Origin of the sequence: Pseudomonas sp. ES1, assembly GCF_050586605.1 — a bacterium.
Taxonomy (GTDB): domain Bacteria; phylum Pseudomonadota; class Gammaproteobacteria; order Pseudomonadales; family Pseudomonadaceae; genus Aquipseudomonas; species Aquipseudomonas sichuanensis.
In genome coordinates this window covers 99,074-114,640 of the sequence record NZ_JBOBDM010000005.1, presented here as the reverse complement: position 1 = coordinate 114,640, position 15,567 = coordinate 99,074, and the positions used below count along the sequence as shown (strand labels likewise).

12 protein-coding genes, 2 tRNA genes and 1 pseudogene are annotated in these 15,567 nt (G+C 61.6%); 6 read left to right on the top strand and 9 right to left on the bottom strand.

Going from position 1 to position 15,567, the window contains the following annotated elements:
• Positions 1-15 precede the first annotated feature (15 nt).
• Positions 16-1,185, top strand: coding sequence for a YcaO-like family protein (locus tag ACQ4N9_RS03860; protein WP_390965928.1), 1,170 nt, complete (start codon positions 16-18; stop codon positions 1,183-1,185).
• Complete coding sequence (locus ACQ4N9_RS03855; RefSeq protein WP_390965926.1) at positions 1,172-2,779, top strand: ATP-binding cassette domain-containing protein; 1,608 nt, start codon at positions 1,172-1,174, stop codon at positions 2,777-2,779. The genes ACQ4N9_RS03860 and ACQ4N9_RS03855 overlap by 14 nt, the downstream gene beginning before the upstream one ends.
• A 90-nt stretch (positions 2,780-2,869) precedes the next feature.
• Here the strand turns inward: ACQ4N9_RS03855 and dnaB are convergent, their stop codons facing one another.
• From dnaB to rnr, 7 genes are all read right to left on the bottom strand, one after another.
• The gene (gene dnaB / locus ACQ4N9_RS03850) at positions 2,870-4,267 is read right to left on the bottom strand and encodes a replicative DNA helicase (protein ID WP_390965924.1); all 1,398 of its coding nucleotides are present in this window, start codon (positions 4,265-4,267) and stop codon (positions 2,870-2,872) included.
• A 112-nt stretch (positions 4,268-4,379) separates the two neighbouring features.
• Positions 4,380-4,826, bottom strand: a complete 447-nt coding sequence (rplI, locus tag ACQ4N9_RS03845) for a 50S ribosomal protein L9 (RefSeq protein WP_011535934.1) — start codon at positions 4,824-4,826, stop codon at positions 4,380-4,382.
• Between the two features lie 20 nt (positions 4,827-4,846).
• Entirely contained in the window at positions 4,847-5,713 is an 867-nt protein-coding gene (locus ACQ4N9_RS03840) for a hypothetical protein (RefSeq protein ID WP_125465749.1), read from the bottom strand.
• A gap of 35 nt (positions 5,714-5,748) precedes the next feature.
• Positions 5,749-5,979 carry a 30S ribosomal protein S18 gene (rpsR, locus tag ACQ4N9_RS03835; protein ID WP_003249563.1) on the bottom strand — a complete coding sequence of 77 codons (231 nt, stop codon included), beginning with the start codon at positions 5,977-5,979 and terminating at the stop codon, positions 5,749-5,751.
• 28 nt (positions 5,980-6,007) lie between these two features.
• Positions 6,008-6,433, bottom strand: a complete 426-nt coding sequence (gene rpsF / locus ACQ4N9_RS03830) for a 30S ribosomal protein S6 (protein ID WP_110996123.1) — start codon at positions 6,431-6,433, stop codon at positions 6,008-6,010.
• A 321-nt stretch (positions 6,434-6,754) separates the two neighbouring features.
• Complete coding sequence (gene rlmB, locus ACQ4N9_RS03825) at positions 6,755-7,501, bottom strand: 23S rRNA (guanosine(2251)-2'-O)-methyltransferase RlmB (RefSeq protein ID WP_110996124.1); 747 nt, start codon at positions 7,499-7,501, stop codon at positions 6,755-6,757.
• Positions 7,498-10,074, bottom strand: a complete 2,577-nt coding sequence (gene rnr, locus ACQ4N9_RS03820; RefSeq protein WP_390965920.1) for a ribonuclease R — start codon at positions 10,072-10,074, stop codon at positions 7,498-7,500. The genes rlmB and rnr overlap by 4 nt, the downstream gene beginning before the upstream one ends.
• A gap of 271 nt (positions 10,075-10,345) precedes the next feature.
• Here rnr and ACQ4N9_RS03815 point away from each other — a divergent pair.
• The 4 genes from ACQ4N9_RS03815 (at position 10,346) to ACQ4N9_RS03800 (ending at position 13,395) form a co-directional block, all read left to right on the top strand.
• A tRNA-Leu gene (locus ACQ4N9_RS03815) sits at positions 10,346-10,432 on the top strand.
• An 86-nt stretch (positions 10,433-10,518) separates the two neighbouring features.
• Positions 10,519-10,605, top strand: a tRNA-Leu gene (locus ACQ4N9_RS03810).
• A 211-nt stretch (positions 10,606-10,816) separates the two neighbouring features.
• On the top strand, positions 10,817-11,830 hold the full coding sequence (locus ACQ4N9_RS03805; protein ID WP_153786176.1) for an extracellular solute-binding protein: 1,014 nt from the start codon (positions 10,817-10,819) through the stop codon (positions 11,828-11,830).
• A complete protein-coding gene (locus ACQ4N9_RS03800; protein ID WP_125465752.1) occupies positions 11,830-13,395 on the top strand; it encodes an ABC transporter permease in 1,566 nt (521 codons plus the stop codon). The genes ACQ4N9_RS03805 and ACQ4N9_RS03800 overlap by 1 nt, the downstream gene beginning before the upstream one ends.
• Positions 13,396-13,473: 78 nt before the next feature.
• Here ACQ4N9_RS03800 and ACQ4N9_RS03795 read toward each other — a convergent pair whose 3' ends face one another.
• On the bottom strand, positions 13,474-14,178 hold the full coding sequence (locus ACQ4N9_RS03795; protein ID WP_371923669.1) for a methyl-accepting chemotaxis protein: 705 nt from the start codon (positions 14,176-14,178) through the stop codon (positions 13,474-13,476).
• Positions 14,179-14,379: 201 nt separating this feature from the next.
• Positions 14,380-14,592: pseudogene (locus ACQ4N9_RS03790) on the bottom strand (methyl-accepting chemotaxis protein); the annotation flags it as partial.
• Between the last annotated feature and the right edge of the window lie 975 nt (positions 14,593-15,567).

The window sequence follows — 15,567 nt, the reverse complement described above, 5'->3', positions numbered from 1 at the left end:
TCTCAGGAGGAGAACATGTTAAGCGAACGTGAACTTAGCGAACATGAGGCGCAGCTTCGCCTAGAGCAATTGTGTAAATCACTAGGACTCCACCCAAAAATTGAAAACCTTGGCGACGATGACCTAGTTGCTAGTTGCGTACTGCACGACGCCACAGGAAATGAACTGTCCTCAGGCGCAGGGAAAGGCAGGAATTGTAAACTCGGAGCGCTTGCCGAGTGTTTAGAGCACCATCTATCTGCCACACCAACCCCCTTAAGCATTTGTAGTGAAGTAATTGTCGAATCTGCCAAAAATTTAGATGACTGGCTTCTTCTTTCACTACCGCCCTGCAGTATTCCAGCATTCGAATCGGAGGCAGCCGACAGCGATGCTCGCCTGTACGTACCCGCCGCATTGCTCGCGCCCGAGGCCAGGATCGCTCGACAGACCGGAGATACACCCGCAGCATTCATAAACAAATATTCCAGCAATTCAGGTACTGCTCTTGGCTGCACGGAGAACGAAGCGCTCCTACACGCCATCAACGAAGTCATCGAGCGCCATGCACTCTCTATCTACTATCTTTCCCTTTGCAACCTTACGACGCCACTCAAGTTATTCCAGCCAGCCCCAAGCCTCATCAAGCAAGCCTTCAGTAATCATTCGGAGTTAGAGGACCATAGTAAAGACCTGAAAATTTACATGAGTGACACTTTTTACGACACGTACTTCTGCATTGCCATCCCAAGCAGCAGTCTACCTAATGAATTATCGGTGATCGGTTCAGGCTGTTCCACAGACCCGTCCACAGCCCTCTACAGGGCTGTCACCGAACAAATTCAATGTGAACGCTTACGCTCAAGCAAAGAATTACTTGAAGATGAAGACACCTCTGTAACCCTGTCAAAATCGAAAAAATTAGCAGCACTACTACACCCTCTACCCAACGCCAACTACCCCTCACTACACCCCTCAGTTAAGTCGTACAGTGTGCGCCAACAGATTAAACGTACGCTACTCAACCTCAAAGAGTATGACAGGCAAGTTTTCTACCACGTCCTTTTCGATGAGCCAGGACTGGCAAGCGTGGTTCAAGTATATATTCCCGGCCTTGAACGCTTTCACTTGATCCGCTCCGGCATTCCGGTCGCACCACAAAGCGCACTGTCCAATGGCGCAAGAGAGCCTCATGTCCATCTATAGGGGTGTCTTTACCGCGTTGAGTACAACGCTGGTCCTGAAAATAGCTACTGTACTGCCCGCCCTGATCCTCGCCGACATCATCGATGATCTCTCTGGAGGTGGATCATCTACGGCCGTCATCAATCTGCTGGCGGCATTTATATGCCTGGTCGGTTTGCAGGCACTGCTTACCCCCTTGCAGGCCTGGTGCCTGGCAAGGCTTTGCCAAGAGCAGGTCAGGCAAATGTCTGCCAGGTGGTGCCGAGTATTGTTGGATAAGCGTTTCGAGGCTTATGGACAGTTGCATGGCGGCGCACTGGTAAAGGTTCTGGACAGGGGCATAACCGCACAAGAGCGCTGGTTCGGCTTTTTGATTGGCTCGGCGTGGCCGGTACTGGCAGAAGCGCTGGTACTGACCGGCCTGTTCTTGTATCTGGGTGCTGCAGCGGTGCTTCTTGGCTTGGTGCCCTTGAGCCTGGCCTACCTGTGGTTGAACAATCGCATGGTGCGCTGGCGGCGCCCGCACATCGAAACCGTGAACGAGCGTGAGGACGAACTGGCCGAACAGTGGGTAGATACATTTGCCACTGCGGCAACGGTCAAGCTTGAGCGTGCTGAAGAGGCCGCGATGCAGCCAGTACTCCTAACGCTCAGCGGGTACGCCGATGCGGCAGTGCGGGTGGCGACCTCTGGCGGCTGGCTGCTCGGTCTGCGCATCGCGTTCATTGGCCTGGGCAGCGGAGGATTGCTAGCGTGGGGAACCTATGACCAGACACACACGACCCCGTCGCTGAGCCTCGGGGAACTGGTGGCACTATTCACACTGGTGAGCGGGCTGCTGGCGGGCGTAGCGCAACTGGCAGAGGGCTGGCGCATGCTGGATCAGTATCGTCTGGACAAGCGCAAGCTGGAACACTGGCTAGGCTTACCGGATTTCGGGGCGACCAACCCTACAACACAGCCCGACATGAATGAGCGATGCGGCCTGTTGCTGACCCCCTGCACATTGCACGAACGCGCAGAAGTGCGATTGCAATTGGAGAGTCCGTTGTTAATCCGCAAAGGTGAACGGGTCGCGCTGGCCGGCGCGAGCGGCTCTGGCAAATCGACCCTTCTTCAGGCTTTGGCCGGCACACTTGACCCCATTCGCCAGCACTTGCAACTGGATGGCAGATGCCTGACTCAGTTCAAAGCCACCGAACAGCTCACCCGCTTGCGCCTCTGCCCACAGGGCCCTCGTTTCATACCGGGCAAATTGCCACGTTCGGTGCTGTTCGATCATGCCCATGATCGCAGCCAGGTAGAGCGCTGGCTGGAAGCACTCGATCTGCGCGATGGCTGGTACGAGCGTGAGCTGGATAGCCGGGGTGAGAGCATTTCCGGAGGCGAAGCTCGGCGACTGACACTGTTACGCGTGCTCAACCGCCCCGGCGACTACAACCTGTTCGACGAGCCCACCAGCGGCTTGGATGCTGAGTTGGCAAGACGTACCTGGGACCTGTTGTTCGATTCGCTTGCGGGTCGCGGGCTGATTTGCGTCACCCATGACCATGAGGCACTGCATCGTTTCGACCGGGTGATTTGGTTGAAAGACGGCAAAATCGTCGAACAGTAGCGAGGCAGCGCTTTGTAGGGGCCGGACCTACCTCTTCGCCGGCAAGCCGGCTCCCACAATGACCGTGCCGCCGGTAAAGGGGCGAGCCAGTTACTCGTCGTCGTCGAAGTTGTACATGCCCGGCGCGAGGTTCTCGAAGCGGGTGTACTTGCCGATGAACGCCAGGCGGATGAAGCCGATGGGGCCGTTACGCTGCTTGCCGATGATGATCTCGGCCACGCCCTTGTGCTCGGTCTCGGGGTGATACACCTCGTCGCGGTAGACGAACATGATCACGTCGGCGTCCTGCTCGATTGCACCGGATTCACGCAGGTCGGAGTTGACCGGGCGCTTGTTGGGGCGCTGCTCCAGGGAGCGGTTGAGCTGCGACAGGGCGATGACCGGGCAGTTGAATTCCTTGGCCAGGGCTTTCAACGAGCGGGAGATCTCGGAGATCTCGTTGGTGCGGTTGTCGCCGGCAGAGCCCGGGATCTGCATCAGCTGCAGGTAGTCGACCATGATCATGGCGATCTCGCCGTGCTCACGGGCCAGGCGGCGGGTACGGGCACGCATTTCCGAGGGGCTGATGCCGGCGGTGTCGTCGATGAACAGCTTGCGGTCGTTGAGCAGGTTGACCGCGGAAGTGAGGCGCGGCCAGTCGTCATCGTCCAACTGACCGGAACGCACTTTGGTCTGGTCGATACGGCCGAGGGACGAGAGCATACGCATGATCAGCGATTCACCTGGCATCTCGAGGGAGAACACCAGCACCACCTTGTCGCTGCGCAGTACGGCATTCTCCACCAGGTTCATGGCGAAGGTGGTCTTGCCCATCGACGGACGGCCAGCAACGATGATCAGGTCGGCAGCCTGCAAGCCGCTGGTCTTCTCGTCGAGGTCGGTGTAACCGGTGGAGATACCGGTGATGTCGCTGTCGGAGTTGAACAGCGTGTCGATGCGGTCGATGGCCTTGGTCAACAGTTCGTTGACGCCAACCGGGCCGCCGGTCTTCGGCCGCGCCTCGGCGATCTGGAAGATCTGCCGCTCGGCGTCGTCGAGGATCTCCTCGGCGTTGCGCCCCTGGGGGTTGAAGGCGTTGTCGGCGATGTCGGTACTGATGCTGATCAGCTGGCGCAGCGTGGCTCGCTCGCGAATGATCGCGGCGTAGGCCTTGATGTTGGCCACCGACGGCGTGTTCTTGGCCAGCTCAGCCAGATAGGCCAGGCCGCCGACCTGGGTAGAGACACCTTCCTTGTCCAGCTGCTCGTGCAACGTCACCACGTCGAACGGGTTGTTCGCGTCGACCAGCTTGTGGATGGCGCGGAAGATCAGGCGGTGGTCATGCCGATAGAAATCGCCATCCGACACCTGATCCAGCACCTTCTCCCAGGCGTTGTTGTCCAGCATCAGGCCACCGAGCACGGCCTGTTCGGCCTCGATGGAATGCGGCGGCACCTTCAGGGCAGCGGTTTGCAGGTCGAGCTGTTCCGGATGGGTAATCTCGTTCATGGCCACGAAAGAATTCTGGGGAATGATAAAAACAAAGGGCACGGCCTGTAGGAAACAGGACCGTGCCCGATGTTAACCGCCTGGCCCTCGAGGGACCAGCCGATTGCGCAGCTTAGGCAGCTACGACGACCACACGTACGGTGGCTTCAACGTCGCTGTGCAGGTGCACGGCTACGTCGTATTCGCCAACCTGACGGATGGTGCCGTTCGGCAGACGAACTTCAGCTTTGGCCACTTCAACGCCGGAGGCGGTCAGGGCGTCAGCGATGTCGTGGGTGCCGATCGAACCGAACAGCTTGCCTTCGTCGCCAGCGGTGGCAGTGATGGTCACTTCCAGCTCGGCCAGTTGGGCAGCACGGCTTTCAGCCGATGCTTTCTTGTCTGCTGCGGCTTTTTCCAGCTCAGCGCGGCGCTCTTCGAACGCGGCCAGGTTGGCGGCGTTGGCAACGGTGGCCTTGCCGAACGGCAGCAGGAAGTTACGGCCGTAACCGGCCTTAACGTTTACTTTGTCGCCCAGGTTGCCCAGGTTGGCGACTTTTTCCAGCAGGATCAGTTCCATTTGGTAAAACCTCTTAACTTTTAACCTTCACCGTTCGCGGAATCGTCACCCTGCGAAGGGGACTTGCGACCGCGAAAATCAATCAGGCTGTCGACAATGGCCAAAACCACGAGCAACGGATACATCAGCTGCATGAGCAGCGGCAACGTCACGTACATCCCCACCAGCCAGAACCCGGCCAGTCGCCCCTGCGCCACCAACCCATGAATCAGGGCGATGCCAGCCAGAAGCAGTACCAGGCTGGAGGCCGATGCCAGCACGATGAACTGAGACCCGATAAACGGACCCAGCGCCATCAGCGACACCAGTGCCAGCATGGGCACCAGCGGTAGCCTCAGTTCGCGAAACTCGCGGCCGAAACCACCGGGGTTGTACAAGGCTGCCTGCCAGTAGCGCGCCAGCATCAAAGCCAGCAGGCTGAACAGCTGCAGCATTACCGCACTGGAAGCGACCAGCAAAGGGCCGATCAGCTCACCAGGTAGTACGGGTTTGCCTTCGAACTGCGGCAGGGCTTTTTCAAGCGCCTTGGCCAACACTTCGAAGGTTTCGCGCAGCACCGCATCCAGGATCAGGCTGTACAGCAAGCCTAATACGACACTGGACAGCAGCACCCGGCTCCAGGAGTGCCCGGCACGCAACAGCGCAGCCAGGCCCAGCGTTCCCAAAAACACCAGCAAGGTGCTGGGTTCGCCGAAGTACCACATGACCACCGCCGGCAACAGGCCCCAGGCGATGACCGATGAAGCATCCTTGAAACCACGCCGCAGGAACACCAGGCTCCCGGCGGCGGCACTCAACCAGAACAGCAGCGGCAGTACCGCACTGATGACCACCACGAAGGTGGCCTGCACACGACCGCGCATGATGAAACTTGCTAACGCTCGCATGCTTATCCCTTGCTACTTAAGTCGACGACCCGGTCTCAGCGGCCGTGGCTGTCGGTGTAGGGCAGCAGGGCCAGGAAGCGGGCGCGCTTGATAGCGGTAGCCAGCTGACGCTGATAACGAGCTTTGGTACCGGTGATGCGGCTTGGAACGATCTTGCCGGTTTCGGATACGTAAGCTTTCAGGGTGTTGAGATCTTTGAAGTCGATCTCTTTCACGTCTTCAGCAGTGAAGCGGCAGAATTTACGACGACGGAAGAAACGTGCCATGTGATTGGCTCCTCAAAAGGTCCGTGGATTACTCGTCAGCGTTATCGCTGTTGTCGCTGTCATTGCTGTCGTCGCCATCGACGCCATCAGCACTGTCAGGACGTTCGCGACGCTCACGGCGCTCGCTGCGGTTCTCTTCTGCCTTGAGCATCTCGGACGGGCCGGTAACGGCTTCGTCACGACGGATGACCAGGTTACGGATCACGGCATCGTTGTAGCGGAAGTTGTCTTCCAGCTCGGCCAGGGCCTTGCCGGTGCACTCAACGTTCAGCATCACGTAGTGAGCCTTGTGAACATTGTTGATTGCGTAGGCCAGTTGACGACGGCCCCAGTCTTCCAGGCGGTGGATCTTGCCACCATCTTCTTCGATCAGCTTGGTGTAACGCTCAACCATGCCGCCGACTTGCTCGCTCTGATCCGGGTGGACCAGGAAGATGATTTCGTAATGACGCATGAATGCTCCTTACGGGTTAGTAGTCTGCCAGCGAATCTGGTCAGACAAGGAGTGAATGACACTGTAAGTCTTGCCCCGGCGTGTAGGCGCATGCGCACCGGCCAGCTGGCAAGGGGCGCAATTGTAGAGAAGGCTGGGGGGACAAGCAAGGTGATTGGCGAATATTTGAACAGCCGGAAACATATTCGCAAGCACCCGGCCCTTTCGCGGGCAAACCCGCTCCCACAGGATTACTGTTGCCCTTGAGGGCGCCGCAGTACCTGAGGAAGCGGCGGTTCGCCGCTGCGATTTACCGGCGAAGAGGCCGACGCAGGATTTCGCTCAGCGCTTGGCCTGGCGCTGACGTACGGCCTCGAACAGGCACACCCCGGTCGCGACCGAGACGTTCAGGCTGCTGACGCTGCCGGCCATCGGCAGCTTGACCAGGAAATCGCAGTGCTCGCGGGTCAGGCGACGCATGCCCTTGCCTTCGGCCCCCATGATCATCACCAGCGGGCCGGTCAGGTCCTGCTGGTAGATCTCCTGTTCGGCCTCGCCGGCGGTACCGACCACCCACAACCCGCGCTGCTGGAGCTTTTCCAGGGTGCGGGCAAGGTTGGTCACGGCCACCAGCGGGATCACTTCGGCGGCACCACAGGCCACCTTGCGCACCACGGCAGTCAGGCTGGCCGACTTGTCCTTGGGGATCACTACCGCAGTAGCGCCCGCAGCATCGGCGGTACGCAGGCAGGCGCCGAGGTTGTGCGGGTCGGTGACGCCATCGAGGACCAGGATCAGCGGCGGGGTTTCAGTGCGCTCGAGCAACTCTTCGAGCATCAACTCACCCCACACCTGGCTCGGGCTCACCTCAGCCACTACGCCCTGGTGTACGCCCTCGACCCAGGCATCGAGCTCGCGGCGCTCGGCCTGACCGACCTGGACGCGGTTTTCCGCGGCCAAGGCCAGCAAGGTCTGCAGACGCGGTTCGCTACGGCCTTCCGACAGCCAGATCTGCTTGACCCGCTTAGGATGGTGCTGCAGCAGCGCCTGGACGGCATGCACGCCGTAGATCTTTTCCAGCTGACTCATGACTTGTTCTTGCCTTTACGTGGCGCGCCGGACTTCGACGGGCCCTTGCGATGCTTGGTCGGTTTACCGGTAGCCGACTTGCTGCCTTTTTCCGACTTGCTGGCGGTATGCCCGGTGCGCGCATCGCTCATCAGCGCTTTCTTCATCTCGCGGCTCTTGCGCACTTCGGCGTTACGCTGGACGGCGTCTTTCGGGAAGTAGGCATCGGCGGTCTCGCCCTTGCGGCTGCGCGGCTTGGGCGAGATTTTCGCTTCGCCGGCAGGCGCCGGCTGGGCGGCAGGCTCGGCGGCACCGGCGCGCGGCTTGCGGCCAACTGGCGCGGTGACGGTCTGCTCGGACATCTCGAAGTCGATCTTGCGCTGCTCGAGGTCGACGCGCATGACCTTGACCTCTACCGTGTCGCCAAGGCGGAAGCTGCGCCCGGTACGCTCGCCCGACAGGCGATGATGAACCGGATCGAAGTGGTAGTAGTCACCCGGCAAGGCACTGACATGCACCAGGCCTTCGACATAGATGTCGGTCAGCTCGATGAACAGGCCAAAGCCGGTCACAGCCGTGATCACGCCTGGGAAAATTTCCCCGACACGGTCACGCATGTACTCGCACTTGAGCCAGTTGACCACGTCACGGGTGGCCTCGTCGGCGCGGCGCTCGGTCATCGAGCACTGCTCGCCCATCTGCTCCAGGGCGTTCTCGTCGTACGGGTAGATACGCGCCTTGGGGATGCTCATGGCACCGGCACGCTTGACGTGCGGGGTATCGACCTTGGAGCGGATCACGCTGCGGATCGCCCGGTGTACCAGCAGGTCCGGGTAACGACGGATCGGCGAGGTGAAGTGGGTGTAGGCTTCGTAGTTCAGGCCGAAGTGGCCATTGTTCTCGACGCTGTACACCGCCTGGCTCAGGGAGCGCAGCATGACGGTCTGGATCAGGTGGAAGTCCGGGCGCCCGGCGATGCTCGCCAGCAGGGCCTGGTAGTCCTTCGGCGACGGATCCTTGCCCTTGTGCAGGCTCAGCCCCAGCTCGCCGAGGAAGGCGCGCAGTTTTTCTAGGCGCTCCGGCGGCGGGCCATCGTGCACGCGGTACAGCGACGGCACGTTGTGCTTCTGCAGGAACGCGGCGGTGGCGACGTTGGCCGCCAGCATGCATTCCTCGATCAACTTGTGGGCGTCGTTGCGCACGGTCGGGCGAATTTCGTCGATCTTGCGGTCTTCGCCGAAGATGATCCGGGTTTCCTGGGTCTCGAAATCGATCGCGCCACGGGTGTGACGGGCCGCCAGCAGCACCTTGTACAGCGCGTACAGGCTCTTGAGGTCTGGCAGGACCGCACTGTACTCCTCGCGCAGGGCCTTGCCTTCGCGGGTACGGGAATGCTCGAGCATGCTGCTGACCTTGTTGTAGGTCAGGCGCGCATGGGAGTGGATGACCCCCTCGTAGAACTGGTAGTCGACCATCTGGCCGGCCTTGTTGATGGTCATTTCACAGACCATGGCCAGGCGATCGACGTGCGGGTTCAACGAGCACAGGCCGTTGGACAGCTCCTCGGGCAGCATCGGGATGACGCGCTCCGGGAAGTACACCGAGTTACCGCGCTGCTGTGCTTCGGTATCCAGGGCAGAACCCAGGCGCACGTAGCTGGAAACGTCGGCGATCGCCACGTAGAGGCGCCAGCCGCCCGAGAACAGGCGCAGCTTGCCCAGCGGCTCGCAGTAAACGGCATCGTCGAAGTCACGGGCGTCTTCACCGTCGATGGTGACGAACGGCAGGTGACGCAGGTCGATGCGCTTCTCTTTGTCTTTTTCTTCGACTTCGGAGCGGAACTTGCGCGCTTCCTTGATCACGTCCTGCGGCCAGACATGGGGAATGTCGTAGCTGCGCAGGGCGATATCGATCTCCATGCCCGGGGCCATGTAGTTGCCGATCACTTCGACAACGTCACCTTGCGGCTGGAAGCGCGGGGTGGGCCAATGGGTGATCTTGATCGAAACGAACTGGCCGATCTTCGCGCCGCCGTTGCGCCCGGCGGTGACCAGCACTTCCTGCTGGATCTTCGGGTTGTCCGGGGTCACATAGCCGATGCCACCTTCTTCGAAGTAGCGGCCGACCACGCTCTCGTGGGCACGGGAGATGACTTCAACCAGCACGCCCTCGCGGCGGCCACGGCGGTCGACACCGGAGACCCGGGCAAGGCCGCGGTCACCGTCGAATACCAGGCGCATCTGCGAGGGGCTAAGGAACAGGTCCTCGCTGCCGTCGTCGGGGATCAGGAAACCGAAGCCGTCGCGGTGGCCGGAGACACGGCCGCAGATCAGGTCGAGCTTGTCTACCGGGGCATAGGTGCCGCGCCGGGTATAGATAAGCTGGCCATCACGCTCCATGGCGCGCAGGCGGCGACGCAGTGCTTCGATCTGGTCTTCTTCATACAGACCGAACTCTGCCGCCAGTTCTTCGCGGGCAGCCGGTTCGCCACGGTCGGCGAGGCGCTGCAGGATCAGCTCACGGCTGGGAATAGGATTGTCGTATTTTTCCGCTTCGCGAGCGGCCTCGGGATCGAGGGATTGCCAATCGGCCATCAGAAGGGGTTCACCTTGGGGTATATAGATATGAATTCTGGCATAGGCCTATTGAAACCGGAAATGTCAGCCTTGGACAGCCCCAGCACAGCGTCCGCCAGGCAGTAATAGACCTGCGGAATCAACAAGTTGAATTTTTTGAAATTTTTTTCGCTTGGGGGCTTTACAGCCTCCAGGACCGCCCGTATAGTGCGCACCACAACGACGGACAACCCCGAAGTTGTAGTAGAGATGAACGGAGCTGTAAAGCATCTTGTAATCTCGAATGTGTGCCCAGGTGGCGGAATTGGTAGACGCGCTGGTTTCAGGTATCAGTGACTTAACGGTCGTGGAAGTTCGAGTCTTCTCCTGGGCACCAAGATTTTCAAGTAATAGATGACCAAGGATCTATTACTACTGTGTGAAAGCGATCGATAGTCGCATCACCAGATGATTCAAAGCTTTGCCCAGGTGGCGGAATTGGTAGACGCGCTGGTTTCAGGTATCAGTGACTTAACGGTCGTGGAAGTTCGAGTCTTCTCCTGGGCACCATATAAAAACCCACTAGCTTGCTAGTGGGTTTTTTCTTGCCTGCGATTTTTGGTTACCCCCTCTCCCGCCGAAGGTTCTCTAGCGCTCGATCTCACAGACACAGCAGGGATCACGGCGAACCCCCATGAATTTCCCGTCATACGCCCATTTGAGAAACGATTTCGTTTACCATTGTTTCCAAATATGTAGCCGTAAGCGAGGAAGTACCCGCATGACGATCCGCCCGCAACCGCTGATGCGCACCCTGGCCGCTGCAGTGCTGAGCCTGGTGATCGGCGCTCCGGCCGCCCTGGCAGACGCCCCGGCCAGCCTGACCATGTACAACGGTCAGCACAAGGAAATCGGCGAAGCCATTGCCAAGGCCTACGAGGCCAAGACCGGCATCCACATCAATATCCGCAAAGGCAGCAGCAACCAGCTGGCCAGCCAGATCATCGAGGAAGGCGACCGTTCGCCCGCCGACATCATCTATACCGAAGAGTCGCCACCGCTGAACAACCTGGGCGAACTGGGCCTGCTGGCGAAGATCGACGACGCCACCCTGAACATGCTGCCCAAGGAATACGTGGGCGCCAATGGCACCTGGATGGGGGTCACTGCCCGCACCCGCGTGGTGGTGTACAACCCGAAAAAGGTCGACGAGAAAGACCTGCCCACCACAGTGATGGACTTCGCCGACCCCGAGTGGGAAGGCCGAGTCGGTTACGTGCCCACCAGCGGCGCATTCCAGGAACAGGCCGTGGCCATCCTCAAGATGCACGGGCGCGAAGCCACCGAGGAATGGCTGACCGGCTTGAAAGCCTTCGGCAAGACCTACACCAACAACATGGTTGCCCTGAAGGCCGTGGAAAAAGGCGAAGTCGCCGCCGTGCTGGTGAACAACTACTACTGGTACGCCCTGGAGCGCGAGCGCGGCAAGCTCGATTCCAAGCTGTACTACCTGGCCGATGGCGATGCCGGCAACCTGGTGACCATCTCCGGCGCCGCTGCGGTGAAAGCCAGCAAGCACCCGAAAGAAGCCCAGGCCCTGCTCAACTGGATGGCCAGCGAAGAAGGCCAGCGCGTGATCACCCAGACCACCGCCGAATACCCGCTGCACAAGGGCATGGTCTCGGACCGCGGCCTGAAGCCGTTCGAGGAGCTGCGCCCGCCGAAGATCTCGCCGGCCGACCTGGGCAATGCCGAGGAAGCCATCGAGCTCGAACGTGAGGTTGGCCTGCTCTGATGACCGCCGCCCTGCCCTCGCCCGCCGTCTCCCGCTTCGTCCCCAAGCGCAAGCGCCCGTCTGTCTGGGTGCTGCTGCCGGTGCTGTTCCTGGTGGCGATGAGCCTGCTGCCACTGCTGTATGTCGGGCTCAAGGCCTGGGAAGCCGGCGCTCACGAGGCCCTGCGCCTGCTCTGGCGCCCGTTCGTCTGGGGCCTGCTGCGCAACACCCTGCTGCTGATGGCCGGCGTCACCGCGCTGTGCCTGGTGGTGGGCGTGGCCCTGGCCTGGCTGCTGGAGCGCAGCGACCTGCCGGGCCGGCGCCTGTGGGGCGTGGTGCTGTGCCTGCCGTTCGCCGTGCCGTCGTTCGTCAGCAGCTTCACCTGGGTGTCGCTGAGTTCGGACTTCGAAGGGCTGGGCGGGGCGATCCTGGTAATGGCGCTGTCCAAATACCCGCTGGTGTTCCTGCCGGTGGCCGCCACCCTGCGCAACCTCGACACCGCGCTGGAAGAATCGGCACGCACCCTGGGTTGCAGCCGCTGGGGGGTGTTTCGCAAGATCACCCTGCCACTGCTCTGGCCGTCGATGCTGGGCGGCGCCTTGCTGATCGCCCTGCACATGCTGGTGGAGTTCGGCGCCCTGTCGATTCTTGGCCTGCAGACCTTCACCACGGCGATCTACCAGCAGTTCGAACTGGAATTCAGCAACGCCAACGCTGCCATGCTTTCGGCAGTGCTGCTGGCGCTGTGCCTGGTGATGCTCTGGCTGGAGCTGCGGGTACGCGGCAAGGCCCGCCATGTGCGGATCGGCCAGGGCGTGGCGCGTCGCGCCCAGCCGGTCAACTTGCGTGGCTGGATGCCACTGGGGCAACTGCTGTGCCTGGCGCTTGCGGTGCTGGGCAGCGGTATTCCACTGGCCATGCTCGGCTACTGGCTGAGTGTCGGCTCGTCGGCGGCTTTCCCGGTGGCGGCCATCGGCAAGGCACTGGCCACCTCGCTGTCGGTGTCGCTGGGCGGTGCAGGTTTCTGCGTGCTGCTGGCATTGCCGATCAGCTTCCTGGTGGTGCGCTACAAGGGTCGCCTGGCGATCTGGGCCGAACGCCTGCCGTACCTGCTGCACGCCCTGCCGGGCCTGGTGATCGCGCTGACCCTGGTGTTCTTCGCCCTGCACTACGTGCCGGCGCTGTACCAGACCACTGCCCTGCTGATCCTGGCCTATGCCCTGCTGTTCCTGCCGCTGGCCCAGTCGCCGGTGCGCACGGCACTGAACAAGGCTTCACCGACGCTGGAAGAGGCGGCGCGCACGCTGGGTGCGAGCAGCTTCGCGGCGTTCTGCCGGGTGACCCTGCCGATCATCTTCCCGGCCATGGCGGCGGCGTTTGCGCTGGTGTTCCTGGATGCCATGAAGGAGCTGACCGCCACCTTGCTGCTCAGCCCGACCGGGATGACCACGCTGGCAACCGAGGTGTGGGCGCATACCGCCAACGTCGAGTTTGCGGCGGCGGCGCCTTATGCGGCGCTGTTGATCGTGGTGTCGGGGTTGCCGGTGTATCTACTGACCACGCGGATGTATCTGAACAAGGCGTAAGGCCCTATCGCGGGGCAAGCCCGCTCCCACGCCGCCGTTTGTAGGTCGCGTGGGAGCGGGCTTGCCCCGCGATGTTTTTCAGGCCCGGAACTGCCCCAGGCTCGCCCGTAACTGCGCCGCCAGGTCATCCAGCACCTTGCTGCTGGCCGTGGTCTGCATCACCACCTCGGCTGAGCGCTCGGCCTGGGCATGGATGTTCTCCACCCGCCCACGCACCGCCTGCGCGCCATTGGCCTGCTGCTCTGCCGCACGGGTAGCCAGGCCGATCGCCGCATGCACCTGCTCCACCGCCGCCTGCACCGACTGCTGACGCCGTTCGTTGTCACGCAGCACCAGCAGGCCTTCGCTGGCCTGGCGCCCGGCCTGGCTGATGGTGGCGACCGCCTCCTTCGCACCCTGCTGCAGGGCGGTGATGTGCGACTGGATATCACCGGTCGAACTCTGCGTCTTGCTCGCCAGCGCCCGCACCTCGTCAGCCACCACGGCGAAGCCACGCCCGGTCTCGCCCGCCCGCGCCGCCTCGATGGCGGCATTGAGCGCCAGCAGGTTGGTCTGCTCGGCAATGCCGTGGATAACCGTCAGCACCACTTCGATCTGCTCGCTTTGCTTGGCCAGCCGCTCGATCACCTGGGAACCGGTTTCTACTTCACCGGCCAGGTTCTCGATCAGCCGTGCCAGCTGCGTGGACGCACGGCTGTTCTCATCGGTGGCCTGGCGGATATCCACCACCTGCTGTAATGCGGCCTGCATGGCATGGCTTTCGGCCTGGGCCTCGTCGGCCATGCTCGACAGGTCGCGCAGGCTGGCGGCCACTTCATCGCGCTGCAGCGCCGCCGCAGCGTCGGCCCCGGCATTGCGCTGGGTCATGCTGCCGATCTCCACCCCGGTGCGCTGGGCCACCTCACCGGCCTCACGCACGATGGGCTGCAGTTTGTCGACGAAGCGGTTGACCGCCGAAGCCATGTCGCCGATCTCGTCGCGGCTGTCGAGGGTCACACGCTTGGTGAGGTCACCCTCACCCGCAGCCAGGTCGTTGAGCGCGGCAATCAGCAGGCGCAGCTTGCTGAGTACCCGGCGCCCAAGCACCACGGCGACCACCAGCAATACCCCCAGCCCGACCAGCACCAGGCCCAGCCCGATACGCCAGCGCAACTCGCCTGCGGCGTCACGCACGGTCTGCGCGGTATTGGCCTGCATCGCCGTGGCGCTGTTCTGGGCGGTTTCCAGGCGGGCGCGCAGGGCCTTGCCACTGTCGGCGGCGGCGGCCACCAGGCTGTCGCCAACCAACTGCTCACCACTGCCGATCAACGCGGCAAAACGCTGGTCGAGCGCCTTGAGTTCCTGATCGACGCCCGCCGTGGAAACACCCATCAGCACCTTGCCGATCTCGGCGCCATTGGGGCTGATGGACGCTTCAACGAAGTACACCGACGGGTCCTTGCGCGCCGCATCCAACACCTTGTCCAGCGCCCGCTCGCCCTGGCCCTTGTCCATCAGTGCCTGGTTGATCGGGTTCTGCCGGTTGAGGTAGCGGGTCAGGTGCTGGCCCTGGGCGTCGTCATAGATCACAAACAGCACGTTGGGATTGCGCTGGGCGCGGCGGGCGAAGTCCGACAACATTGGCACGTCGTTATCCCAGATGGCGCGCGGCGCAACCGACGCCAAGAGTTCGGCCATGTCGTTGGCCGAGTCCTTGAGGTTCTTTTCCAGGGTGGCGCGCAGTTGCTGCTGCTCGCCCTGCAGCCGCTCGGAAAGGCCGGCACTCAGGCGCTGACGGGTACTGGCAGAAAGGCTGTCGAGCCCGGCGCGTACATCCTGGCCGGCCTGTTCCAGTTCTGCGGCCAGTTTCTGGCTGTCATGCCCCAGGCGCTCCCCCAAATCGGCCTCCAGGGCGGTGACCGTGCTCCGCGTCAGTGCAACGGCGACCAGCACCTGCACCAGAAGAGCGATACCAAGCGCAACAAACACAGGCCGCAACAGGCGGCTTCGTAACAATGAAAGGATGGCAGACACGTTGTAACCCTCGTGTTTCTGGCGCCATTACTTTGATGGCATCTACGGAAACTTCTTACAGCAAGGGTTGTGCCTGAGGCAGGAGGTATAAACGCCAATTTGAAGAGCGTAGTGAGGCGTTTCTGCAATGTTGCTTGTATTGGCGCTATCGCTGGCAAG